The 23,872-nt window shown below is 71.8% G+C and carries 22 protein-coding genes and 1 pseudogene; 12 read left to right on the plus strand and 11 right to left on the minus strand.

All coding sequences use genetic code 11. The annotated features are described in order from the left end of the window. Positions 1-30: 30 nt before the first annotated feature. The 3 genes from cofD to AC1DWC_RS11800 are packed head-to-tail and all read left to right on the plus strand — an operon-like array spanning position 31 to position 2,929. Complete coding sequence (cofD, locus tag AC1DWC_RS11790; protein ID WP_477908233.1) at positions 31-1,005, plus strand: 2-phospho-L-lactate transferase; 975 nt, start codon at positions 31-33, stop codon at positions 1,003-1,005. Then, entirely contained in the window at positions 1,002-2,375 is a 1,374-nt protein-coding gene (locus tag AC1DWC_RS11795; RefSeq protein WP_477908235.1) for a coenzyme F420-0:L-glutamate ligase, read from the plus strand. The genes cofD and AC1DWC_RS11795 overlap by 4 nt, the downstream gene beginning before the upstream one ends. 5 nt (positions 2,376-2,380) lie before the next feature. Continuing rightward, a complete protein-coding gene (locus tag AC1DWC_RS11800; protein ID WP_477908237.1) occupies positions 2,381-2,929 on the plus strand; it encodes an NUDIX hydrolase in 549 nt (182 codons plus the stop codon). 25 nt (positions 2,930-2,954) lie between these two features. Here the strand turns inward: AC1DWC_RS11800 and AC1DWC_RS11805 are convergent, their stop codons facing one another. Together AC1DWC_RS11805 and AC1DWC_RS11810 are read right to left on the minus strand one after the other, a co-directional pair. Beyond that, positions 2,955-3,602 carry a CoA transferase subunit B gene (locus AC1DWC_RS11805; RefSeq protein WP_477908239.1) on the minus strand — a complete coding sequence of 216 codons (648 nt, stop codon included), beginning with the start codon at positions 3,600-3,602 and terminating at the stop codon, positions 2,955-2,957. Then, complete coding sequence (locus AC1DWC_RS11810; protein WP_477908421.1) at positions 3,599-4,345, minus strand: CoA transferase subunit A; 747 nt, start codon at positions 4,343-4,345, stop codon at positions 3,599-3,601. The genes AC1DWC_RS11805 and AC1DWC_RS11810 overlap by 4 nt, the downstream gene beginning before the upstream one ends. A gap of 201 nt (positions 4,346-4,546) precedes the next feature. Between AC1DWC_RS11810 and pcaH the strand changes: the two genes are divergently transcribed. The 6 genes from pcaH to AC1DWC_RS11840 are packed head-to-tail and all read left to right on the plus strand — an operon-like array spanning position 4,547 to position 10,496. After that, positions 4,547-5,269 (plus strand): protocatechuate 3,4-dioxygenase subunit beta, encoded by a 723-nt coding sequence (pcaH, locus tag AC1DWC_RS11815; protein WP_097210539.1) that lies wholly within the window; start codon positions 4,547-4,549, stop codon positions 5,267-5,269. After that, entirely contained in the window at positions 5,262-5,909 is a 648-nt protein-coding gene (pcaG, locus tag AC1DWC_RS11820; RefSeq protein ID WP_477908241.1) for a protocatechuate 3,4-dioxygenase subunit alpha, read from the plus strand. Before pcaH ends, pcaG begins: the two co-directional genes overlap by 8 nt. A 13-nt stretch (positions 5,910-5,922) precedes the next feature. Then, the gene (locus AC1DWC_RS11825; protein WP_477908243.1) at positions 5,923-7,281 is read left to right on the plus strand and encodes a lyase family protein; all 1,359 of its coding nucleotides are present in this window, start codon (positions 5,923-5,925) and stop codon (positions 7,279-7,281) included. Continuing rightward, positions 7,278-8,453: a bifunctional 3-oxoadipate enol-lactonase/4-carboxymuconolactone decarboxylase PcaDC gene (gene pcaDC / locus AC1DWC_RS11830; RefSeq protein WP_477908245.1), complete on the plus strand. Its 1,176-nt coding sequence runs from the start codon at positions 7,278-7,280 to the stop codon at positions 8,451-8,453. The genes AC1DWC_RS11825 and pcaDC overlap by 4 nt, the downstream gene beginning before the upstream one ends. A gap of 2 nt (positions 8,454-8,455) precedes the next feature. After that, complete coding sequence (locus AC1DWC_RS11835) at positions 8,456-9,262, plus strand: IclR family transcriptional regulator (protein ID WP_477908247.1); 807 nt, start codon at positions 8,456-8,458, stop codon at positions 9,260-9,262. Positions 9,263-9,284: 22 nt separating this feature from the next. Further along, positions 9,285-10,496 carry an acetyl-CoA C-acetyltransferase gene (locus AC1DWC_RS11840; protein WP_477908249.1) on the plus strand — a complete coding sequence of 404 codons (1,212 nt, stop codon included), beginning with the start codon at positions 9,285-9,287 and terminating at the stop codon, positions 10,494-10,496. An 85-nt stretch (positions 10,497-10,581) separates the two neighbouring features. On the opposite strand, the gene AC1DWC_RS11845 is transcribed toward AC1DWC_RS11840, so the two are convergent. Continuing rightward, entirely contained in the window at positions 10,582-11,769 is a 1,188-nt protein-coding gene (locus AC1DWC_RS11845; RefSeq protein WP_477908251.1) for a 4-hydroxybenzoate 3-monooxygenase, read from the minus strand. Positions 11,770-11,883: 114 nt separating this feature from the next. After that, positions 11,884-12,600: an IclR family transcriptional regulator gene (locus AC1DWC_RS11850; protein ID WP_477908423.1), complete on the minus strand. Its 717-nt coding sequence runs from the start codon at positions 12,598-12,600 to the stop codon at positions 11,884-11,886. Positions 12,601-12,779: 179 nt separating this feature from the next. Here AC1DWC_RS11850 and AC1DWC_RS11855 point away from each other — a divergent pair, with 179 nt between their 5' ends. Further along, positions 12,780-14,060: an MFS transporter gene (locus tag AC1DWC_RS11855; RefSeq protein WP_477908253.1), complete on the plus strand. Its 1,281-nt coding sequence runs from the start codon at positions 12,780-12,782 to the stop codon at positions 14,058-14,060. A 39-nt stretch (positions 14,061-14,099) separates the two neighbouring features. Here the strand turns inward: AC1DWC_RS11855 and AC1DWC_RS11860 are convergent. The 4 genes and pseudogenes from AC1DWC_RS11860 to rfbD all read right to left on the minus strand — a co-directional run. Continuing rightward, positions 14,100-14,810 (minus strand): annotated as a pseudogene (locus AC1DWC_RS11860) (SGNH/GDSL hydrolase family protein); the annotation flags it as partial. Positions 14,811-14,861: 51 nt separating this feature from the next. Then, entirely contained in the window at positions 14,862-15,938 is a 1,077-nt protein-coding gene (gene manB, locus AC1DWC_RS11865; RefSeq protein WP_072843797.1) for a mannose-1-phosphate guanylyltransferase, read from the minus strand. A gap of 34 nt (positions 15,939-15,972) precedes the next feature. Then, a complete protein-coding gene (locus AC1DWC_RS11870; RefSeq protein ID WP_477908255.1) occupies positions 15,973-16,866 on the minus strand; it encodes a glycosyltransferase family 2 protein in 894 nt (297 codons plus the stop codon). 10 nt (positions 16,867-16,876) lie between these two features. Beyond that, complete coding sequence (gene rfbD, locus AC1DWC_RS11875) at positions 16,877-17,734, minus strand: dTDP-4-dehydrorhamnose reductase (RefSeq protein ID WP_477908257.1); 858 nt, start codon at positions 17,732-17,734, stop codon at positions 16,877-16,879. Positions 17,735-17,929: 195 nt separating this feature from the next. Between rfbD and AC1DWC_RS11880 the strand changes: the two genes are divergently transcribed. After that, the gene (locus tag AC1DWC_RS11880; protein WP_477908425.1) at positions 17,930-19,396 is read left to right on the plus strand and encodes an LCP family protein; all 1,467 of its coding nucleotides are present in this window, start codon (positions 17,930-17,932) and stop codon (positions 19,394-19,396) included. A gap of 62 nt (positions 19,397-19,458) precedes the next feature. Beyond that, positions 19,459-20,181, plus strand: coding sequence for a TIGR03089 family protein (locus AC1DWC_RS11885; RefSeq protein ID WP_477908259.1), 723 nt, complete (start codon positions 19,459-19,461; stop codon positions 20,179-20,181). Here AC1DWC_RS11885 and AC1DWC_RS11890 read toward each other — a convergent pair. The 3 genes from AC1DWC_RS11890 to AC1DWC_RS11900 all read right to left on the minus strand — a co-directional run bounded on the left by AC1DWC_RS11890 (position 20,178) and on the right by AC1DWC_RS11900 (position 23,761). After that, on the minus strand, positions 20,178-20,351 hold the full coding sequence (locus AC1DWC_RS11890) for a hypothetical protein (RefSeq protein WP_477908261.1): 174 nt from the start codon (positions 20,349-20,351) through the stop codon (positions 20,178-20,180). The genes AC1DWC_RS11885 and AC1DWC_RS11890 overlap by 4 nt on opposite strands. Positions 20,352-20,552: 201 nt before the next feature. Further along, positions 20,553-23,021: an FtsX-like permease family protein gene (locus AC1DWC_RS11895; protein ID WP_477908263.1), complete on the minus strand. Its 2,469-nt coding sequence runs from the start codon at positions 23,019-23,021 to the stop codon at positions 20,553-20,555. After that, on the minus strand, positions 23,015-23,761 hold the full coding sequence (locus AC1DWC_RS11900; RefSeq protein ID WP_477908265.1) for an ABC transporter ATP-binding protein: 747 nt from the start codon (positions 23,759-23,761) through the stop codon (positions 23,015-23,017). The genes AC1DWC_RS11895 and AC1DWC_RS11900 overlap by 7 nt, the downstream gene beginning before the upstream one ends. Positions 23,762-23,872: the final 111 nt, after the last annotated feature.

Raw genomic sequence — 23,872 nt, forward strand, 5'->3', positions numbered from 1 at the left:
CACCGACGCTGGCCGCATAGGCTCTTGCGCGTGAGAGTCACTGTATTGGTAGGCGGAGTCGGCGGGGCGCGTTTTCTGCAGGGAATTCGCAGTCTGCTCGCAGAATCGGGCGAAGCGGTTGAACACGAAATCACTGCGATCGTCAACGTCGGCGACGACGTGTGGATGCACGGGCTGCGAATCTGCCCGGACCTGGACACCTGCATGTACACCCTCGGCGGGGGCATCGACCCCGAACGCGGGTGGGGCCATGTGGGCGAAACCTGGAACGCCAAGGAGGAGCTCGCGGCGTACGGCGCCAAGCCCGACTGGTTCGGCCTCGGCGACCGGGACATCGCGACGCACCTGATCCGGTCGCAGATGCTGCGCACCGGCTACCCGCTGTCCGCGGTGACCGAGGCGCTGTGCAACCGCTGGCAGCCCGGGGTGCGGCTGATCCCCGTCACCGACGACCGCAGTGAGACGCACGTCGTGATCACCGATCCGGCCGACGGCGAACAGCGAGCAATTCATTTCCAGGAATGGTGGGTGCGGCACCGGGCCCAGGTCCCGACCCACAGTTTCGTCCATGTCGGCGCGGACAAGGCGGCACCCGCACCGGGCGTGATCGACGCCCTGGAGAATGCGGATGCGGTGCTGCTGGCGCCGTCGAACCCGGTGGTCAGTGTCGGCGCGATCCTCGCCGTCCCCGGCATCCGGGGTGCGCTGCGGACCGGACGCGCCAAGGTGGTCGGCCTGTCCCCCGTCATCGACGGCAAGCCGCTGCGCGGCATGGCCGACGAGTGCCTGGAGGTGATCGGCGTCGAGACCTCCGCCGAGGCAGTCGGGCGCTACTACGGCGCGCGATCGGACACCGGAATCCTGGACGGCTGGCTGATCCACGACACCGACACCGCCGACGTCCCCGGCGTGACGGTCGAGGCGGTCCCGCTGCTGATGACCGACCCGGAGACCACCGCGGAGATGGCGCGGGCGGCGCTGCGCCTGGCCGGGGTGTCGGTGTGAGCTCCGAGAACGACAACGGCACGGCCGGCATCGGCGACCACGGCGCCGGCGCGGCCATCGAGATCCTCCCGGTGTCGGGTCTGCCCGAGTTCCGGCCCGGCGACGACCTGGCCGCCGCCCTCGCCGTGGCGGCGCCGTGGCTCCGGGGCGGCGACGTGCTGGTCGTAACCAGCAAGATCGTCTCGAAGGTGGAAGGCCGAATTGTGGCCTCCCCCACCGACCCCGACGAACGCGACGCGGCCCGCCGCGTCCTCGTCGACCAGGAGGCCGTGCGCGTCGTGGCTCGCAAGGGCCGCACGCTGATCACCGAGAACCGGCTGGGCATCGTCCAGGCCGCATCTGGAATCGACGGGTCCAACGTGCATCCCGCCGAGCTCGCCCTGCTGCCCGAGGACCCCGACGCGAGTGCACGGGCACTGCGCGTGCGGCTGGCCGAACTACTGGGGGTGTCGGTGGCGGTGGTGATCACCGACACAATGGGCCGGGCCTGGCGGATGGGCCAGACCGACGCCGCGATCGGCGCCGCCGGGCTGCCCGTGCTGCACGGCTACGCCGGCTCGGTGGACGCCCAGGGCAACGAGCTCTACGTCACCTCGGTGGCGATCGCGGACGAGCTCGCCGCCGCGGGCGATCTGGTCAAGGGCAAGGTCGGCGGGGTCCCCGTCGCCGTGGTCCGGGGCCTGAACCTGGCGGACGACGGCTCGGTCGCCGCCGACCTGCTCCGCCGCGGCGAGGAGGACCTGTTCTGGCTCGGCACCAACGAGGCGCTGGCCCAGGGCCGGGGTGAGGCTCTGCTGCTGCGCCGCTCGATCCGTGAGTTCTCCGACGAGGCGGTGGATCCCGAGGCGGTCCGCGCGTCGATCGCCGAGGCCCTCACCGCACCGGCGCCGCACCACACCCGCCCGGTCCGGTTCGTGTGGCTGCGCACCCCCGAGACGCGCAGGCGTCTGCTCGAGACGATGCAGCAGCGGTGGCGCGACGATCTTGCCGCCGACGGCATGAGCGACGAGCACATCGAGCGACGGGTTGCCCGCGGCAACATCCTGTTCGGCGCTCCGGAGGTCGTGATCCCGTTCTGCGTACCGGACGGCGCGCACCACTATCCGGACGAGCGTCGCACCCGCGCCGAGTCGACGATGTTCACCGTCGCGGTCGGTGCGGCCGTGCAGGGGCTGCTGGTGTCGTTGGCCGCCAAGGGGATCGGCAGCTGCTGGATCGGGTCGACGATCTTCGCCGCGGACACGGTGCGCGCCGTCCTCGGCCTGCCGGACGACTGGCAGCCGCTCGGCGCGATCGCCGTCGGGCATCCCGTCGAGGAGCTGACCCCGCGCAAGCCCCTCGCGCCCGGCGACGCATTGCTGGAGCTGTGACCGAAATGACGGCACAGTCGCTGCACGCGTCGGCGGTGGCCGCACTCGAGGACTGGGACACCGATTCCGGCGACGCCGAGTCGTTACGGCACACCATGCTTGCGTTCCTCGACTCGGCGCCGCTCGGTTGCCTGCGCGAGCACGTCCCCGGCCACATCACCGCGTCGTCGCTGGTGCTCAGCGAGGACCGGCGTCAGGTGCTGCTCACCCTGCATCCACGGGTCGGCCGCTGGATCCAGCTGGGCGGGCACTGCGAGCCGGGCGACGAGACGGTGGTCGACGCGGCCCTGCGCGAGGCCACGGAGGAGTCCGGGATCGCGGGCCTGCGGATCGATCCGTCGCTGCTGTCGGCGCACACCCACCCCATCACCTGCTCGCTCGGGGTGCCCACCCGGCACCTGGACCTGAGGTTCCTGGTGTGGGCCGAGGTGGGCGCCACGCCGGTGCGCAGTGACGAGTCGCAGGACCTGCGGTGGTGGCCGGTCGACGACCTGCCCGACGGCGCCGAGAAGGCGACGATCGACCACCTGGTCCGGCTGGCGAACCGGCGCTGAGCCCGTCCGCCGGCCGGCGGCGACGCTAGAGCAGCAGCGTCGCCGCGGTGGCGGCGACGACGTCGTCGACGCTGATGCCGGGCGCGGTCTCGACCAGGCGCAGGCCCTCGTCGGTGACGTCGAGGACGGCCATGTCGGTGATGATCCGCTGTACGCACGCCTTGCCGGTGAGCGGCAGGGCGCACTCGTCGAGGATCTTCGACTCGCCCTTCTTGGAGACGTGCTCCATCATCACGATGACGCGCTTGGCGCCGTGGACGAGGTCCATCGCGCCGCCCATGCCCTTGACCATGTGGCCGGGGATCATCCAGTTGGCGAGGTCACCCTTGGCACTGACCTGCATCGCGCCCAGCACCGCGACGTCCACCTGGCCGCCGCGGATCATGCCGAACGACTGCGACGAGTCGAAGTACGACGCACCCGGCAGGACGGTGACGGTCTCCTTGCCGGCATTGATCAGCTCGGGGTCGAGTTCGTCCTCGGTAGGGTACGGGCCCACACCCAGGACGCCGTTCTCCGAGTGCAGGACCACCGTGATGCCCTCGGGGATGTAGTTCGGCACCAGCGTCGGCATGCCGATGCCGAGGTTGACGTACTGCCCGTCGGAGAGTTCCTGTGCCACCCGCGCGGCCATCTGCTCGCGGGTCAGCTTCTGCACAATCGTCTGAGTCATGCTCGTACCGTTCGCTTCTCGATTCCGACAGTGACCTTGCCCACGGGCACGACGCGCTGCACGTGGATACCCGGGGTGTGGACCTGGTCGGGATCCAGCTCGCCCGGCTCGACGAGGTGCTCGACCTGCGCGATGGTGATCCGGCCCGACGCGGCGGCCGGGGGGTTGAAGTTGCGGGCGCTGCGGCGGAAGACGAGGTTGCCGTGGCGGTCACCCTTCCACGCGTGGACGAGGGCGTAGTCGGCGACGATGCCCCGCTCCATGACGTACGTCTGCCCGTCGAACTCGCGGGTCTCCTTGGCCGGGCTCGCGACGGCGATGCCACCGTTGCCGTCGTAGCGGCGGGGCAGGCCGCCGTCCGCGACCTGGGTGCCGACGCCGGCAGGGGTGAAGAACGCGGGGATGCCGGCGCCGCCGGCACGCAGCCGCTCGGCGAGGGTGCCCTGCGGCGTCAGCTCCACCTCGAGTTCACCGGAGAGGTACTGCCGGGCGAATTCCTTGTTGTCGCCCACGTACGAGCTGACGGTCCGGCGGATCCGGCCCTGCTCGAGCAGCACACCGAGGCCGAAGCCGTCGGTGCCGCAGTTGTTGCTCACCGTCTCGAGATCCGTCGCGCCCTGTTCCAGCAGCGCGTTGATGAGGATCTCCGGCACTCCTACCAGGCCGAACCCGCCGACCGCGATCGTCGCGCCGTCGGGCACGTCGGCGACGGCCTCGGCCGCCGTGGCAATGACTTTGTCCATCATGTGAGCCAGCATACGACGGTTCGTGCGTAATATGAACCCCCGTCCGCATTGCGAACAATTTGGGCGCGGGCCGTTGATCGCGCCCGCGGAACGCACTACGGTTGTTCGCATAACGTAACTTCGTCCACATTCCGAACAGGGAAGGCCGAACAAGACTCGGTACCCCTCACCCGGACCGTCCCCACACGAGGTCGTCACATGCTTCATCTGCCCCCGCAATACCGGCCGATCGGCGCCGACGTGAATGCGCCGCCGGACTTCGCCGACTACAAGACCACCGCGCTGCGCAGCCCCCGGCAGCCCCTCAAGCTGATCCCGCAGCGCCTCGGCGAGGTCACCGGACCCGTGTTCGGTGAGGACCGAGTCCAGCCCGGCGACGCCGACCTGACCATCGCCAACGGCGGCGAGGCCCAGGGGCAGCGCATCGTGGTGCACGGCCGGGTCCTCGACTCGGGCGGCAAGCCCGTCCCGAACACGCTGCTCGAGGTGTGGCAGGCGAACGCGGGCGGCCGGTACCGGCACATCGGCGACAACTGGCCCGCGCCGCTCGACCCGCACTTCGACGGCATCGGCCGGTGTGTCACCGACGCCGACGGTCACTACACGTTCACGACGGTCAAGCCGGGCGCGTACCCGTGGCGCAACCACGACAACGCGTGGCGCCCGTCGCACATCCACTTCTCGCTGTTCGGCCAGGCCTTCACGCAGCGCCTGGTGACGCAGATGTACTTCCCGGACGATCCGCTGTTCTTCCAGGACCCGATCTACAACGCGGTCCCCGCCGCCGCCCGGCACCGCATGGTCAGCGTCTTCGACTACGACGCGACCGTGGCCGACTGGGCCCTGGGCTTCCGTTTCGACATCGTCCTGCGCGGACGCGACGCCACCCCGTTCGAGGACGACGAGGATCACGATGACTGACACTTCCCCCAAGAACTCCGGTGCACCGACCTACGAGGTCACCCCGGGCGACTTCACCACCGCCGAGTTCGGCGTCACCCCGTCGCAGACGGTGGGCCCGTACTGGCACATCGGCCTGCCGTGGGCGGACGGCCCCGACGCCGCCCCCGAGGGCACCCCGGACCGGATCACGCTGCGCGTCACCGTCATCGACGGCGCCCGCACGCCGGTCGCGGACGCGATGATCGAGACGTGGCAGGCCGACGCGGCGGGCCGATTCGCCCACGCCGACGACCCGCGCGGCGCGGCCGAGCCGACCCCCGCCGGGTTCCGCGCCTTCGGGCGGGCCGGGGCGGACGAGACCGGCACCGCGGCGATCCACACCGTCAAGCCGGGTCCGCTGCCGGCCGAGAACGGCGCCGTCGAGGCCCCGCACGTCAACGTCGGCGTCTTCGCCCGCGGCATGCTCGACCGCCTGTACACCCGGCTGTACTTCCCGGAGGACACCGAGGCGCACGCCGTCGACCCCGTGCTGACGTCGCTGCCCGAGTCGCAGCGGCCGAAGCTGATCGCGAGCAAGACCGACGACGGCTACAGCCTCACCGTCTATGTTCAGGACAGCGATCCCGAGGGCGTCGAGACGCCGTTCTTCGAGCTGTGATCAGGAGCCTGGTGTGAGCAACGCCCGCGGTGCACTCTTCGATCCCGTCTTCGGTGGCGACGCCGTCGCCGCGGAGGTCTCGGACCAGGCCTGGGTGACTGCTCTGCTCGAGGTCGAGGCCGCCCTGTCCCGGGCCGCCTCGACCGTCGGGCTGGTGTCGGCCGCGCACGCGGCGACGGTCACCACCGTCGCCGCGGCGCTCGGCGCGCCCGCCGGGCTCGACATCGCGGACCTCGGCCGCAAGTCCGCCGCCGGCGGCAACCCGGTGATCCCACTGGTCCGCATCCTGCGCGCGGCCTGTGCCGCGGAGGGCGTCCCCGCCTCTGCCGTGCACGTCGGCGCCACCAGCCAGGACGTGATGGACTCGGCGCTGATGCTGCTCGCGCACAGGGCAGGTCACATCGTGCTCGCCGACCTGCGGGCGGCGGCGAACTCCGGCGCCGAACTCGCGCGGGCGCACCGCGCCACCCCGATGGTCGCGCGCACGCTCGGGCAGCAGGCGCTGCCCACCACCTTCGGTGCGCTCGCGGTGTCGTGGTTCACCGGCCTCGACGACGCGGCCACCCAACTCGAGCGGGCGCTCTGCGCGCTGCCCGGCCAGTTCGGTGGCGCGGCGGGCACTCTCGCCGCCGTCCACCCGCGCGGCCTCGAGATGGCCGACGCCCTCGCCGACGAACTCGGCCTGGCGCGGCAGGTGGCGCCGTGGCACACCACCCGCACGCCGGTCGCGGCCCTGGCGTCCGCACTCGGCATGGCCGCGGGCGCGGTCGCCAAGCCCGCCACCGACATCATCGCGATGGCCTCGACCGAGTTCGGCGAGGTCGCCGAGGACGCACCGGGCGGCTCGTCGGCCATGCCGCACAAGCAGAATCCGGTGGCGGCCATCACCGCACGTGCCGCCGCCCGCCGGGCGCCCGGCCTGGTCTCGACCGTCCTGTCGTCGATGGACCACGAGTTCGCCCGGGCCGCGGGCGCGTGGCACGCCGAGTGGGAGACGGTCACCGACCTGCTGCGCCTGGCGGGCGGGGCCGCACACCAGTTGGCGTCGAGCCTCGGCGGACTGCACGTCCACGCCGACGCGATGGCCCGCAACCTCGACATCACCGGCGGGCTCATCCTCGCCGAGCGGGTCACCGGAGCGCTGTCCGCGCACACCGACTCGGCGCGCGAGATCGTCACCGCCGCGGCGGCATCCGGGGTCCCCCTCGACCGCGCTCCCGAGATCACCGCGCACCTGTCCGCCGACGAACTGCGCGACCTGCTCGATCCCTCGAACTACCTCGGCCACGCCGTCGACCTCGTCGACCGTGCCCTTTCTGCCCGACCCACCCCAGCTTCCCGGCCCGCCCGAACCCCCGGAGGACCCGCATGACCGTGGACCTGCACTACGAACGCCACGGCGACCCGACCGCGCCGCCGGTGCTGCTGCTCGGCTCGCTCGGCTCGGACCTGCACATGTGGGATCCGCAGGTCCGCGCGCTGTCGAACCGCGCCCACGTGATCGCCGTCGACCACCGCGGCCACGGCGGCTCCCCCGTCCCCGCCGGCCCGTACACGATGGCCGACCTCGGCGGCGACGTCATCGCACTGCTCGACACGCTCGGCCTGGACGCGGCGCACCTCGTGGGCCTGTCCCTCGGCGGCGCCGTCGGACAGTGGCTGGCGGCGCACCACCCGCAGCGCGTGCACACCCTGACCGTGCTGTGCACGGCCGCGCAGTTCGCCCCGGCTCAGCCGTGGCTCGATCGCGCGGCCGCCGTCCGCGCCGACGGCGTCGCGTCCATCGCGGAGTCCGTCGTCGGCCGCTGGTTCACCCCCGAACTGGCGCAGCGTGATCCGGAACTGGTGGCCCGCCACGTCGCGATGGTCTCCGGCACTTCCGACGAGGGATACGCCGCGTGCTGCGAGGCCCTTTCCCAGTGGGACGGCCGCGCCGACCTGGCCCGCATCGCCGCGCCCACGCTGGTGATCGCGGCCGAGCAGGACGGCCCCACTCCCCCGTCCGCGCTGCGGGCCATCGCCGACGGCGTCGCCGGGGCGCAGTTCCACGTCCTGTCCCCCGGCGCGCACCTGGCGAATGTCGAGCAGGCCGGCGCGGTGACCCGCCTGATCGAGGCGCACATCGCGACGTCGACCCCGGTGGGTGTGGCCCGCCGCGCCGTCCACGACGTCGGGATGTCGGTGCGCCGTTCGGTTCTCGGCGATGCCCACGTGGACCGTGCGATCGGCTCCAGCACGGCGTTCACCGACCCGTTCCAGGACTTCATCACCCGCACCGCATGGGGTGACATCTGGGCCCGCGAGGGTCTCGACCACCCCACCCGCCGGCTGCTGACCCTCGCGATCCTCACCGCAGTCGGCAACGAGCACGAGCTCGACATGCACATCCGGGCGGCCCTGCGGGCGGGCATGGACCCCGAGCAGCTCGTGGAAGTATTCCTCCATACCGCGGTGTACGCGGGTGTGCCGAACAGCAACCGGGCGTTCGCGCTCGGGAAGCAGGCCCTCGCCGACCTGGCGGGGGCCACTGAGGGGAGTACCTGACAGTGAGCAACTCGAGCGAGACGACCGGGACCGAGCCGATCGGGGCGTCGCCCGACTACGTGCAGTCGCTCGCGCGAGGACTGTCCGTCATCAAGGCGTTCGACGCCGGCCACCCGCGGCGCACCCTCAGCGAGGTCGCCAAGCACACCGACCTGACGCGGGCGACCGCCCGCCGGTTCCTGCTGACGCTCGCCGAGCTCGGATACGTGCGCACCGACGGTTCGGTGTTCTGGCTGACGCCGCGGGTGCTCGAGCTCGGCTACAGCTTCCTGTCGAGCCTGTCGCTGCCCGAGATTGCCGGACCGCACCTCGAGGCGTTGTCCGAGCAGGTCCGCGAATCCACGTCGGTCTCGATCCTCGACCAGGACGACGTGGTGTACGTGGCCCGAGTCCCGGTGAGCCGCATCATGACCGTGTCCATCAACATCGGCACCCGTTTTCCCGCCTTCGCCACCTCGATGGGCCGCGTCCTGCTCGCGGGGCTGAACAAGCCCGAACTCGACGAGTACCTCGCGCGGGTGACGCTGACGCCCCTCACCGGCCGCACCATCGACACCCCGGACATGCTCCGCACCGAACTCGACCAGGTACGCGCGGACGGCTACTGCGTGGTGGACCAGGAACTCGAGGAGGGCCTGCGCTCGCTCGCCGCCCCCATTCGCGACCGCTCGGGCACAGTCGTTGCCTCCGTGAACATTTCGACGCAGGCGGCGCGGTACTCGATCGAGGACGTGTACAACACCCTCGTTCCCGCCGCCGTCGCAGCCGCGGAGGCCATCTCGGCCGATCTCGTCCGCACCCAGCATTGACCATCTCTGCAAGGAAGTAACCATGCCTGACGCAGTCATCTGCGAACCCCTCCGCACCCCCGTCGGCCGATTCGGCGGCGTGTTCCGCGACATCACCCCCGAGGACCTCGCGGCCACCGTGATCACCGAACTCGTCACCCGGACCGGCATTTCCGGCGCCGACATCGACGATGTGATCCTCGGCCAGGCCTCCCCCGGCGGTGAGGCGCCCGCGATCGGCCGGATCGCGGCTCTCAATGCCGGTCTCGGCGTGGACGTTCCGGGCCTGCAGGTGGACCGCCGCTGCGGCTCCGGGCTGCAGGCGATCATCCAGGCCGTGATGCAGGTGCAGTCCGGCGGCAGCGACCTCGTCCTCGCGGGCGGTGTCGAGTCGATGAGCCAGGCCGAGTTCTACGCCACCGGAATGCGTTACGGCGTCCGCGGCGAGTCGCTGGCCCTCAACGACCGGCTGGCCCGGGCCCGCGTCACCGCCGGCGGACGGAACTACCCGGTGCCCGGCGGCATGATCGAGACCGCCGAGAACCTGCGCGCCGAGTTCTCCATCAGCCGCGCGGACCAGGACGCGCTCTCCGTGGCGTCCCACCAGCGGGCCGTCGCGGCGCAGAACAGCGGCGTCTTCGCGCAGGAAATCGTCCCGGTCGCGGTGCCGCAGCGCAAGGGCGACGCCCTGATGGTCGACACCGACGAGCACCCCCGAGCCGACACCACCGTCGAGTCGCTCGCGAAGCTGCGCCCGATCCGCGGCAAGGTCGACCCCGACTCCACCGTCACCGCCGGCAACGCAAGCGGCCAGAACGACGGTGCCGCAATCGCAATCGTCACCACGCCGGAGAAGGCGAAGGCCCTCGGGCTGCGTCCGCTCGCCCGGCTCGCCAGCTGGGCCGTGGCCGGTGTGCCGCCGCGGACGATGGGCATCGGGCCGGTGCCGTCCACCGAGAGGGCGCTGAGCCGCCTGGGCCTGTCGCTGTCCGACATGGACGTCATCGAGCTCAACGAGGCATTCGCCGCGCAGGCCCTCGCCGTCCTGCGCACGTGGGACCTCGAGGCCGACGACCCGCGCCTGAACCCCAACGGCTCGGGCATCTCCCTCGGCCACCCGGTCGGCGCGACCGGCGCCCGCATCCTCGCGACGCTGCTGCGCGAGATGGACCGTCGTGAGGCTCGCTACGGCCTCGAGACCATGTGCATCGGCGGCGGTCAGGGGTTGGCGGCCGTCTTCGAACGCATCGGCTGACACCGCAGAGCGACACGCGAAATGGCCGGCCCCCTTGCGGGACCGGCCATTTCAGCGTTCCGGGACGAACCCGTCTGACCGCGGGTCAGCCCAGCGGGGTGCCCACGTAGTTCTCGGCGATCAGGGTGCGGCCGGCGACCGAGCGGGTCACCATGTCGAGCTCGGCGACCTGACGCTTGTGGTCGAAGCCGGACGCGTCGGGCAGGCGGTGCATCATCGACGACATCCACCAGGAGAAGTGCTGCGTGCGCCAGATTCGCGGCAGCACCGTCTCGGTGTAGGCGTCGAGCGGGCCACGGTTGCCGGTCTCGAAGAACTCGGCCATGCCCTTCGAGAGCACGTAGACGTCGGCCACGGCCAGGTTCAGGCCCTTGGCGCCGGTCGGCGGCACGGTGTGCGCCGCGTCGCCGGCGAGGAAGAGGTTGCCGTGCTGCATCGGCTCGCACACGAAGCTGCGGAACTGCAGGATCGACTTCTCGAAGATCTTGCCGTCCTTGATCTCCGCGCCCTCACCGTCGACCCGGGCGTGCAGCTCGGACCAGATGCGGTCGTCGGACCAGTTGTCCACCGAGTCGTCCGGATCGACCTGGAGGTAGTGCCGCTGGACCTGCGGGGTGCGGGTGCTGATCAGCGCGAAGCCACGCGGGTGGTTGGCGTAGATCAGTTCCTCGGACGACGGCGGCGCCTCGGCGAGGATGCCGAACCACGCGAACGGGTACTGACGGAAGTGGTCCTGGCGGATGGCCGGCTCGGGGATGAGCTTGCGGGTCTTGGTGCGCGAGCCGTCGCAGCCGCCGACCAGGGCGCAGGTGACGGTCTGCGGGTTGCCGTCCGTGTCGGTGTACGTGATGTGCGGCTGGTCGGAGGTGTGGTCGTGGACCTCGACGTCGGAGACGCCGAACCGGATGTCGCCACCGTCCGCGATGCGCTTGGCAATGAGGTCCTTGAGCACCTCGTGCTGCGGGTAGACCGTCACCGCGCGGCCGTCGGTGAGCTCGTCGAACGCGATGCGGTGCCCGCGGCCGCCGAACCGCAGCTCGATGCCGTGGTGCTCGAGCCCCTCGACCTTCAGCCGGTCGCCGAGGCCGGTCGCGGTCATGAGGTCGACGGTGTTCTGCTCGAGCACGCCCGCACGGATGGTGCCCTCCACCTCTTCCCGGGTGCGGGCCTCCAGCACGACGGATTCGATGCCGCGCAGGTGCAGCAGGTGGGACAGCATCAGTCCGGCCGGGCCGGCGCCGACGATGCCGACCTGGGTGCTCGGGTTGGTCATGGGTTACTCCTCGGTAGCTCGTGATCGCCACCACTGTTCCCGCGGCGGTTCCGGTGCGATACCGCGACTTTCACTCAGTGAAAGAATTCTCCGCCGTCGACCCTGAGACGTCCGTCACGCCATTCCGCGCGAGATTCCCCGCGCGGCGGCCCGCAGGGCGGGGATGAGCGGGGCCGGATCGTCGGCCGCCCGGACGACGACGGAGATCGACGCGACCACGGCGCCGTTGGCGCGCAGGATCGGCGCCGCGACCGCCAGCGTGCCGACGTTGAGGTGCTCACGGCACACGATGTAGCCGGCGCGCCGGATCTCGGCGAGCGTCGACCGCAGCCGGTGCTCGGTGGTGATGGTGTTCGGGGTGAACCGGGCCAGCCCGGCCCCGAGGACCTCGGCCAGCAGGTCGGCTCCCCCGTGCGCGAGCAGGACCAGCCCGCCGCTCGACGCGTGCAGGGGCAGCCGACCACCTGCGCGCCCCACCACAGTCACCGCCCCACGTGCGGAAAGTCGCTCGATGTACAGGGCCTCGAGCCCCTCGCGCACGATCAACTGGACGTTCTCGTGGGTAGCCTCGTAGAGGTCCTCGAGGTACGGCATCGCGACCTGTCGGAGCCCGTGCGCGCGGGGTGCCAGCGCCCCCAGCTCCCAGAGCCGCACGCCGATCTCGTAGCGCCCGTCCGCGTCGCGCTCGAGGGCGCCGTGGTCAACCAGTTGCCCGCACAACCGGTGCACCGTCGGCAACGGCAGACCGGTGCGCCGGCTCAGCTCTGACTGCGTCAGGCGCGGCCGCTCGACACTGAAGGAGTTCAGCACCAGGAAGGCCCGACCGAGCATGCTGCGGTCGACGGCGTTCACCTCACTCACGCATCCAGTGTGGCCGCCGCGTCGCCGCGATGACCTACCACCCCCGCGGTCCGCCCGCTTGACATTCGAATGTGATCCACCAAACAATGACGTTTGCCAAAAATGAACGGCAGTTCGCATTGCGAACGCCTGTGGATTCCGGAGAGTGAATGAGCACCATCGAACGACCGTTGACCCGCGGTTCGACCGCAATGTGGGTCGCACCGCTCTGCTGGATCGCCGTCCTCCTCGACGGCTTCGACCTGGTCGTGCTCGGCGCCGTCATCCCCTCGCTCCGCGAGTACGGGGACTGGAACCTGAGCACCGGCGCCATCACCGCCATCTCGACGTTCGGCCTCGTCGGCATGACCATCGGCGCACTGGTCATCGGCACCCTCACCGACGTCATCGGGCGGCGGCGGGCACTGATCTACGCCGTCGCGGCGTTCTCGGTCGTCACCCTGCTGTGCGCCGTCGCCCCGAACCCGTTCGTCTTCGGGCTGCTCCGCTTCATCGCGGGCATCGGCCTGGGCGGCGCGCTGCCCACCGCACTGGCCCTGGTCAACGAGTTCTCGAAGAAGCAGGGCGGCGGGTCGGCCTCGACCCTGCTGATGACCGGCTACCACGTCGGCGCCGTCGCGACGGCCGCACTGGCCCTCGTGATGATCGAACCCTTCGGCTGGCACTCGATGTTCGTCATCGGTGCGGCGCCCGCGATCGTGCTGATCCCGCTGATGATCCGGTACCTGCCGGAGTCGCCGTCCTTCCTGCTCTCCAAGGGCCGCCGCGACGAGGCCGAGGCCATCGCCGCGCAGTACGGCCTCACCCTCGAGCCGGCGCCGGCCGACGACGCAGCCGCCACCGTCACCAACCCGGTCAAGACGCTCTTCTCGCCGAAGTTCCTGCGCAACAGCATCGCCATCTGGGTCACCTCGTTCATGGGCCTGCTGCTGGTGTACGGCCTCAACACCTGGCTGCCGACGATCATGCGTGAGGCCGGCTACGAGCTCGGTGCGGCCCTGACGTTCCTGCTGATCCTCAACGCCGGCGCCATCGTCGGCCTGCTCGTCGCGGGCCGCGTCGCCGACAAGATCGGGCCCCGCACCGCCGCCATCGTGTGGTTCACCGGCGCGGCCATCTTCCTCGCGGCGCTCAGCATCGACGTCGCGGGCGGCATCTACGCGATGGTCTTCCTGGCCGGCTGCTTCGTCTTCAGCGCCCAGGTGCTCGTGTACGCCTTCACCAGCGCCAACCATCCCGCGGCCATCCGCGCGACCGCCCTGGGCTGGTCCGCGGGCGTCGGCCGGGTCGGCGCGATCTGCGGCCCCCTCCTCGGCGGCGCGCTGCTCGGCGCCGGCTACGCGGTGCCCTGGGGCTTCTACGCCTTCGCCCTGGTCGGCCTGATCGGCCTGATTGCGATCTCCTCGACCCGCAACCTCGGCACCGACTGACCAACCTGACGCGCAAGAGGGCCGACCGGGATTCCCGGTCCGCCGACCGACCCACGGCACCAGGAAGTCCTTGGTCCACGCGAGATCGGCGCGCCACCGCGACGCCTTGTCGGTGGGCAGGTCGGGCCCCAGCGAGTCCATCTCGATCCGGTGCGGGGCGCCGAGCGTCCCGAGTACCCGGATCGCCATGTTCTGGTGGCCGGCGGTGGACATGTGCAGGCGGTCCCAGTCCCACATCCGCAGGTCCTGGTACTCGTCGAAGCGCCAGAAGTCGACCAGCGTCGCGCCGTGCCGGTCCGCCACCTCACGCACCAGTTCGTTGTAGATCGCGGAGCGGCCCCGCAGCTTGCCGAACACCGCCGACCAGCCCGCGTCGAACGCGGTCCACATCAGCACCGTCGCGCCGGTCGCCGTCAGCTTGCCGATCGCCTCGTCGTACCGCGCGGCCAGTGCGTCGAGGTCGACCCTCGGCCGCATCAGGTCGTTGCCACCCGCGTAGATCGTGACGAGGTCGGGTTCCATCGCGATCGCGGCGTCGAGCTGTTCGTCGACGATGGGCCCGAGCAGCCGACCGCGGACGGCCAGGTTGGCGTAGCCGAAGTCGGCGTCGCGCCGGGCCAGCTCCTCCGCGACCCGGTCCGCCCAGCCGCGCAGGCCGTTCGGTCGCGTCGGGTCGGGGTCACCGACGCCCTCACTGAACGAGTCACCGAGTGCGACGTACCTGTGGAATACGGGTTCCTGCGACATCATGCCCCCCAGTATTTCAGTAGCAAAGCTAAGGAATCTGGAATCAGTGCCGAATCACACGTCGGTGCTGAAGCGGACGCCACCGTCGGGCAGGGCCACGCCGGGCCACACCCGGGCGCCGCGCAGCAGTTCGCAGCGCGCGCCGATGTCGGCGCCGTCGCCGATCACGGCATCGCGGACCAGTGCCCGCGGGCCGATCCGGGCACCGAACCCGACGATCGAGCGCTCCACCGTCGCGCCGGCCTCCACCACTGCGCCGTCGAACAGGATGGCGCCGTCGAGTCGCGCCCCGGCGCCGACCTCCGCGCCCCGGCCGACCACGGTCCCGCCGATCAGCACGGCCCCCGGCGCCACTCCGGCCCCGGGGTGCACCAGCGCCTCGCCGCGCGGGCCGGTCAGCGCCGGGGACGGCGCGATGCCGCGGACCAGGTCCGCCGAGCCGCGGACGAAGTCCTCCGGGGTCCCCATGTCACGCCAGTACGCGGCGTCCACATGGCCGAACACCCGCCGACCGTCGGCCAGCAGTCCGGGGAACACCTCGCGTTCCACCGACACCGGGCGACCCGCCGGGATCTTCTCGATGATCTCGCGCCGGAACACGTAGCAGCCGGCGTTGATCTGGTCGGTCGGCGGATCCTGCGTCTTCTCCAGGAAGTCGGTGACCCGGCCGTTCTCGTCGGTCGGCACGCAGCCGAAGGCACGGGGATCGCCCACCCGGACCAGGTGCATCGTCACGTCCGCGTCGGTGGCGGCGTGGGTGTCCAGCACCGCCCGCAGGTCGGTACCGCCGAGCACGTCGCCGTTGAACACGACCACGTTGTCGGCGCGCAGCTTCGGGAGCACGTTGCGGATGCCGCCGCCGGTGCCCAGCGGCTCGGTCTCGGTGACGTACTCGAGTTCGAGGCCCAGCTCGGAACCGTCGCCGAAGTGCTCCTCGAATACCTCCGCCTTGAACGACGTGCCGAGCACCACGTGGGTGATGCCCGCGGCCCGGATCCGGGCCAGCAGGTGCGTCAGGAAGGGCAGGCCCGCCGTCGGCAGCATCGGCTTCGGCGCCGACAGAGTCAGCGGCCGCAGCCGCGTGCCCTTGCCTCCGACCAGCACGACCGCGTCCACCGCGTCGTTTCGCACAATCTCGTTCCCCACGATGTCATTGCCCCCAAAGTCATCCGACACGGCCGGTTGTCTCCTCTTCGTTCGCACGATTGCGCACTGCCGACGCCACGGCGATCTTCGACCGCACCGCCAGACCGCCCTTGAGCACCCACCGCACCGGAGCCTGCCACCAGTGCGGATGCCGGTCCGCCTGGAACCGGTAGGCGCTCTGGTGGTGGGCCGGCAGCATCAGTTCGGGGTGGCGCCCGGCCGCGTGACCCTTGGTATGGGTGACCTCGGCGGACGGCACGAACACGTTGAGCCAGCCGGCCCGGCCCAGCCGGTCGCCGAGGTCCACGTCCTCCATGTACATGAAGTAGCGCGAGTCGAAGCCGTTGACGGCGTCGAACGCGGCGCGGCGCATCAGCAGGCAGGACCCGGACAGCCAGCCGACCGCACGCTCGGAGACCTGCTCGTTCTCCTGACGGTAGCGCTGCGTCCACGGGTTCGACGGCCACACCGTGCCGAGCACCGCGTGCCCGGCGCCGGACACCAGTCCGGGGACCTCGCGGGCGGACGGGTAGACGCTGCCGTCGGGCTCGAGCACCAGCGGCCCGAGCGCGCCCGCCCGCGGCCAGCGCTCGGCGGCGGCGAGCAGGGTGTCGATGGATCCGGCGCCCCAGCGGATGTCGGGGTTCGCGACGACGACGAACTCGCACGCGGGGTCCAGCTCGGCGACCGCGCGGTTGATCGCGCCGCCGTAGCCGATGTTCTCCCCCGTGCGCAGCAGGCGCACATTCTCGTTCGAGGCGGCGGCCGCCTCCGGCGCACCGTCCGTCGAACCGTTGTCGACCATGACGACCTGCGTCGTCAACCGGGTTGCGTCCTGGAGGCTGTCCAGGAACTCCTGGAGATGCCTGCCGGGCGAATAGGTAACCGTCACCACGGCCAGCTGCGAACTCACGCGGGCAACCTTAGTCGCAGACCGCGGGTACCTCCGCCAGGGCCGCCTCCAGTGCCGCGCGCCACGGCCGCAGCGGGGTCAGACCCGCCGCCGCCCACGCCGCCGGGGAGAGCACCGAGTAGGCCGGGCGAGGGGCCGGCCGCGGGAACTGTGCGGTGCCGCAGGGCCGTACCCGTTCCGGGTCCGCGCCCACGGCGGCGAACACCGCGCGGGCGAGGTCGAACCAGCTGGCCTGCCCGGAGTTGGTCGCATGCAGGACGCCCCCGACCGCGTCGCGGCCGGCCAGCTCGAGCAGTCCGGCCGCGAGGTCACCGGCGAAGGTCGGCGAGCCGACCTGGTCGTCCACCACGTCGACGTGGTCGCGCTCGCGTTGCAGCCGCAGCATCGTGGCCACGAAGTCGGATCCGGTCCCGGTGTACACCCAGGCGGTGCGGACCACCACCGCGGCCGGGTCCGCGGCCAGCACCGCCCGCTCCCCCGCCAGCTTGGTCCGCCCGTACACGGTCCGGGGCCCCGTCGGCGCGTCCGGCTCGTACGGGACGGTCGCGTCGCCGGCGAACACGTAGTCGGTCGAGACGTGGACCAGCCGGGCGCCGACGCGCGCGGTGGCCTCGGCAAGGGTGCGCGGCCCGTCGACGTTCACCCTGGTCGCGGCGGGCTCGTCGGACTCTGCGGCGTCGACCGCGGTGTACGCGGCGCAGTTGAGCACCACCGAACCGGGCCGAACAGCCGCGGCCACGGCGTCGGGGTCGGTGATGTCCAACTCGCCCGACCCCAGGCCGACGACGTCCAACCCGAGAGTGGCACCACGGCGGAGCAACTGGGTACCGAGCTGGCCACGGGCGCCGGTCACAAGGATCTTCGTCACATCGGAAAGTCTGGCACGCCGGTCCGAGGTCCGAGACCGGGGCCGTTTCGTCAGTAGCCTGAGACCGGGTCGAAGGGACACCGTATCGACAGGAGGACCCAATTCGTGCCGGACAGCAAGGTGCGCGGCGGCAGTACGCCGGGCCGAAGACCGCCCAGGGGTGATCGGTCGCGCCCGACCACCTCGGCGGGCGGGCTGACCGCCCACCCGGGACGACTGGCCCTTGCCATCGTGTCGGCGCTGGTCCTCGTGGTCACCGGGTTCGCCTGGCGCAGTGTCGACGCCCTCGAGGCCAACCTCGCCACCGCCCGACTCGGGCTCGGCGGCACCAAGGACGGCGCGCTGGACATCCTGATGGTCGGCACCGACAGCCGCACCGACGCGCACGGCAACCCCCTCTCGCAGGGCGAGCTCGACTCGCTGCGCGCGGGCGACGCCGAGGCCGACAACACCGACACCGTCGTGCTGATCCGGGTGCCCGTCGACGGCAGTTCCGCGACCGCCCTGTCGATTCCGCGCGACTCCTACGTGGACGTCCCGGGCATCGGCAACTCCAAGATCAACGCCGCGTTCGGCGCGACCAAGGCCACCGAACTCGACCGGCTGAAGGCGGAGGGCGAATCCGACTCCGAGGCCGAGCAGCAGGCCACCCAGGCCGGCCGCGAGGCCCTGATCAAGTCGGTCGCGAACCTGACCGGGGTGACCGTGGACCACTACGCGGAGGTCGGCCTGCTGGGATTCGTCCTGCTCACCGATGCCGTCGGCGGCGTCGACGTGTGCCTGAACAACCCGGTGGACGAGTGGATGTCCGGGGCCAAGTTCCCGGCGGGCGAGCAGACCCTCCGCGGCGCCGACGCGCTGTCCTTCGTCCGGCAGCGACACGACCTGCCCCGCGGCGATCTCGACCGCATCGTCCGCCAGCAGGTGTTCATGGCCTCGCTGGTGCACCAGGTGCTCTCGGCGAAGACGCTGAGCAACCCGAGCAAGCTGAGCCAGCTCAGTTCCGCGGTACAGCGCTCGGTGGTGATCGACGACGACTGGGACATCCTCGGTTTCGCCAAGCAACTGCAGGGCCTCGCCGGCGGTGAGGTCAAGTTCGAGACGATCCCGGTCGTCGACATCAACGCGACCACCGACTACGGCGAGTCCATCGTGCAGGTCGATCCCAAGGCGGTCCGCAAGTACGTGGCCTCGCTCGCGGGCCAGGGCGAGGACACCGACTCCGACGCGGAGTCGACGCCGTCGGTGGACCCCTCGACCGTGACGGTGGACGTCGCCAACGACAGCGGAATCGGCGGGCTGGCGACACGGGTCGCGGAGGCGTTGTCCGCGAAGGGCTTCCTCGAGGGCGCGGTCGGCAACAACACCGGCACGTCGGTGAGCACCAGCCGGGTCCTGGCCGCCGACTCCGACTCGGACGGCGCGAAGTCGGTCGCCGCGGCGCTCGGCGGGCTGCAGGTGGTCGGCGACCCGTCGCTGCCGGCGGACACCGTGCGGGTGGTGCTCGCCACCGACTACTCGGGTCCCGGTTCCGCCTCGGCCACGACGTCCGGTTCCGCCGAACCCACCTCCGACATCGTCGCGAAGGGCACCAACACCACCCCGGTCACCCCGGGGCCGGCCATCGATGCCGGCCGCAAGGGACCCCAGTGCGTGAACTGATGCGATGTGTGAACTGATGGCCGTTCGACTGGTGCAGTGCGCCAACTAGAGAAAGCGGATTCGTGAGCGAGACCAACCTGACCGCGGCCCTGCTCGACCCGATCCTGCAGCGGGACCCGGCGCGGCCGCGCGTCACCTACTACGACGACGCCAGCGGCGAGCGCATCGAGCTGTCCGCGCTCACCCTCGCGAACTGGGCGGCCAAGACCGCGAACCTGCTGCGCGACGAGTTCGGTCTGCTGCCGGGGGCCCGGGTGAGCGTGCTGCTCCCCGCGCACTGGCAGTCCGCCGCCGTCCTGCTCGGGTGCTGGTGGACGGGTGCGGAGGTGCTGCTGACCGCCGCCGACGACGCGGACCTGGCACTGGTCACCGCCGAGGGACTGGACGAGGTCGCGGACCTGGCGGAGGTGGCCGTGCTGTCCCTCGACGCGTTCGGCCGCCCCGCCGAGAACCTGCCGGTGGGCGTGACCGACTATGCGACCTCGGTGCGGGTGCACGGCGACCAGTTCCGCCCCGATGCGGCTTCGGCCGGCGCCCCGGCGCTGGACGGCCGGACCGTCACCGAGGTCCTGGCGGACGCTCGCGAATCCGCTGCGGCGCAAGGCTTCTCCGCCGACGACCGGGTGCTGTCGACCGCCGGGTGGTCGACCACCCGCGAGCTGACCGACGGACTGCTGGCCGTGCTGGCAGCCGGGGCCTCGCTGGTGCAGGTATCGAACCCGGACCAGGAGAGGTCCGAGCGTCGCGTCGCGAGTGAGAAGGTGACCCGGGTGCGGGCAGGCTAGCCGCTCAGGCCACCCAGGCTGCCGAGGCCGCCCATGCCCAAGCCGCCGCCCAGGCCGCCGCCGTTGCCACCGCCGCCGTTGCCACCGCCGTTGCCACCGTTCATGCCTGTCAGCAGATTGCTGATCAACCCGATCATGGCCAGCAGTACATTTTCGCTGATCGATCCCATCGTGCCCTCAACTCCTTGCGTTACCGGAAACGGTCACACCGCACCGCCGTGACAGTACGCTGTCCTCCGCGCCGCGCCCCGATCGCCGCACTGCTCCCATTGAACGCCTCACCCGGGGCATTGACCAGAGTCGCGCGGCATCTGGCACCGGGTGCACGACGGAACACCGCGCCGCGCCGAGACCCGGCGCGGCGCGGTGGCTCAGGCGGCCAGGGCCTGAACCGGCGACACCTGTGCCGCGGCCCTGGCCGGCAGCAACGCCGCGGCCACCCCCGCGACCCCGCCGACCAACACGATCACCACCAGCGTCAGCCAGGCCGAGGACGGCAGCACGACGTCCTCGGCACCGAACACCGATGCCGTGCCCGCCACACCCAGCACCAGGCCCAGCAGGACCCCGAGCGCCGAGGCGACCACCGCCACCAGCACGGCCTCGTACACCAGCAGCGTCCGCAGGCCCGCCCGGCTCACCCCGACCGCCCGCAGCAGTCCGGACTCACGCCGCCGCTCGAGCACCGACAGCGCCATCGTGTTGCCGACCCCGATCAGCGCGATCAGGATCGCCACCGACAGCAGTCCCACGACGATCAGCAGCAGCGTGTCGAGCACCGAGGCGAGCGCGGCGCGCATGGCCACCGCGCCGCCGACCTCCGCGGTCGGGTCGAGTTGCCCTGCCGCGTCGGTGATCTCGGACTGGACCGCGTTGACCTGTTCGTCGGTCAAGCCGTCGGCGAGCCGGATCCACAATGACTCGGTGACCGGGGCGGGGGTCATCGCCAGCACCTCCGACCGTCCGACCAGCGCGGGTTGTCCGTCCGGTCCGGCGACCACCGTCAACGCCCGTGTGACCCCGTCGTGGCGGAGTTCGAGCCACTGTCCCACGGCGACGCCGAGGGCGTCGATCTGCTCGGGCGAGAGCGAGATCTCCCCGGGCTGCGGCAGTGCGAGCGGGATCCGCAGTGCCGCGCGGGTCGCGTCCGGGTCCACGCCGGAGAGGGTCACCCGTTGGCCGTTCGGGGCCGTCGCCTCGGCGCGCAGCAACGGCGCCACGGCCGTCACCCGGTCGAGTGCGCCGACCTGGCGCTCGAGGTCGAGGGGTATGCCCTGCGGCGCGGCGCTGACAACGGTCACGTCGACGGGGAACTGCTCGTCGAGTGCCTTCGGCGCGCTGGCCCCGACCGCCGCGATGCCGACCACCATGGTCGCGGTGACCGTGACGCCGACCAGCAGCGCGGTCGCGGTCGCGGTGGTGCGGCGCGGGTTTCGCAGCGCGTTCCCCACCGCCAGCTCCCCCAGCGGTCCGGCCAGCCGGGCCGGGGCCCGCCCGAGCGCGGCCACCGCGGCGGGAATGACGGTGCGGCCCAACAGGACCACGCCGAGGAAGAGCAGGATGCCGCCGCCGCACGCGACGGTCACCTGTTCGGCGCGAACGCCCGCGGCCAGCACCACCACGCCCACGAGCAGCCCGGCGCCGCCACCGACGTTGCGGGCCAACGAGGACGAGGCCGGTTCGGGCTTCGCCTCGACGGGGGCCAGGGCGGCGAGGGGCGCCACCCGCGTCGCCGCCCGCGCGGGCGCCATGGCTGCCAGGTAGGTCACCACGAGCCCGACCGCCAGGCCGGCCCCCACCGCCGCCGGCGAGACACCGAGGGTGTCGAGCGGGACCGGGGCGTCCAGGGCCCCGGCCACCCGGGTGACGGCCCAGGCCAGCCCGACCCCGGCGAGTACCCCGGCGACGGAGGCCACCAGCCCGACGGCCAGCGCCTCGATCCGCACACCGCGCCGCACCTGGGCGCCGGTCGCCCCGATGCAGCGCAGCAGCGCCATCTCCCGGGTCCGCGCGGCCACGAGCACCGCGAATGTGTTGGCGATGACCAGCCCCGACACCACCACCGCGATCGCCGCGAAGGCCAACAGCACGTTGCGGATCACGTCGGCGCCGCCGAGGTACTCGGCCGAGGCCGCCTCCGCCTGCTCGGCTCCGGTCCGCACGGTGGCGTCCGGCCCGAGGGCGCCGGCCACCGCCGCGGCGAGTGCCGACTGATCTCCGTCGACGCCGGCCACCCGGATCTCGTGGTGTGCCCCGCCCGCGGTCCAGGTCGCGAGCTGGTCCGCGGTGGCGAACAGCGAGACCCCGCCCATCCGCCGGGCGCTCCCGGACAGGTCGACCTCCCCCACCACGACGGCCTCGCCCGAGACCTCTCCGGTGTCGGCCGAGAGCGCGGTCACCGCAACCCGGCTGCCGAGCGGGAGCCCGGAGCCGGAGCCGACGGCCACCTCGCCGGGTGCGTCGGGGAAACGCCCGTCCGACAGGCGCTGCCAGCGCAGGTCCTCGTCGACCGCAAGCGAGGTGGCGGTCCCGAACAGCTTCCCGTGTTCCGCCGCGGACACCCGCACCGCGGTCTCGGTGTCAGTGGTCACCGCCCGCACCCCGGCCACCTCGCCGACGGCCAGGGCGGCGCGGCGGGCCTGCTCGGCGTCGCCCGCGTCTGCCACCACCACGTCGGTGTTCCGGTACTGCCCGGCAAGGGAATTCGTGATGCTCGCCTGCGTGGTGGCGCCGAGCACCAGCGTCGCCACCACAAACGCGACGGCGATCAGGACCGCGAGGACGGAGGCCAGGTAGCGGCCCGCGTGGGCGCGGGCCTGCGCGAGGGTGAGGCTCAGCATGTGCGCGCCCCGAGCTCACGCATCGTCTCGATCACCGAATCCGTCGTGGGACTGTCGATCTCGCCGGCGATGTGGCCGTCGGCGAGCAGCACCACCCGGTCCGCATAGGAGGCGGCGACCGGGTCGTGGGTGACCATCACCACGGTCTGACCGACCTCGCGCACGCTCGCCCGGAGCAGGCCGAGCACCTCGGCACCCGAATGGGAGTCGAGGTTCCCGGTGGGCTCGTCGGCGAAGATCACGTCGGGCCGGGGCAGCAGGGCCCGCGCGACCGCGACGCGCTGCTGCTGGCCGCCGGACAGCTCGTGCGGCAGGTGGCCGAGCCGGTGCCGAAGGCCGAGTCGGGTGACCACCTGCGCCATCCAGTCGGGGTCGGGGCGCATCCCGGCCAGCCGCATCGGCAGCAGCATGTTCTCCTCCGCGGTGATCACCGGCAGCAGGTTGAACGCCTGGAACACGAATCCGATGCGGTCACGGCGCAACTCGGTCAGCGCGCGGTCGCCGAGCCCGGTCAGGTCGGTCTCCCCCAGGTAGACCCGGCCACCGGAGGCCTCGTCGAGGCCCGCGAGGCAGTGCATGAGGGTCGACTTCCCCGATCCGGACGGTCCCATGATCGCGGTGAACTCCCCGCGGCGGAAGTCCACGTCCACCGCGTCCAGCGCACGAACCGCGGCCTCGCCCTCCCCGTACAGCTTCGTCAGTGCGACCGCGCGGGCCGCCGGAATGTCCAGTGTCGTCATGAAATCGACGCTACGAGCGCGGACCGGTCGGGCGCATCGGCGCGCGGTGGGATCCAGGGCGCGGGAGCATCGGCGTGCGGGGGGACCCACCGGGCGGCCCCGTCATACCTG

It is taken from the genome of Rhodococcus sp. P4_C10, assembly GCF_056402135.1.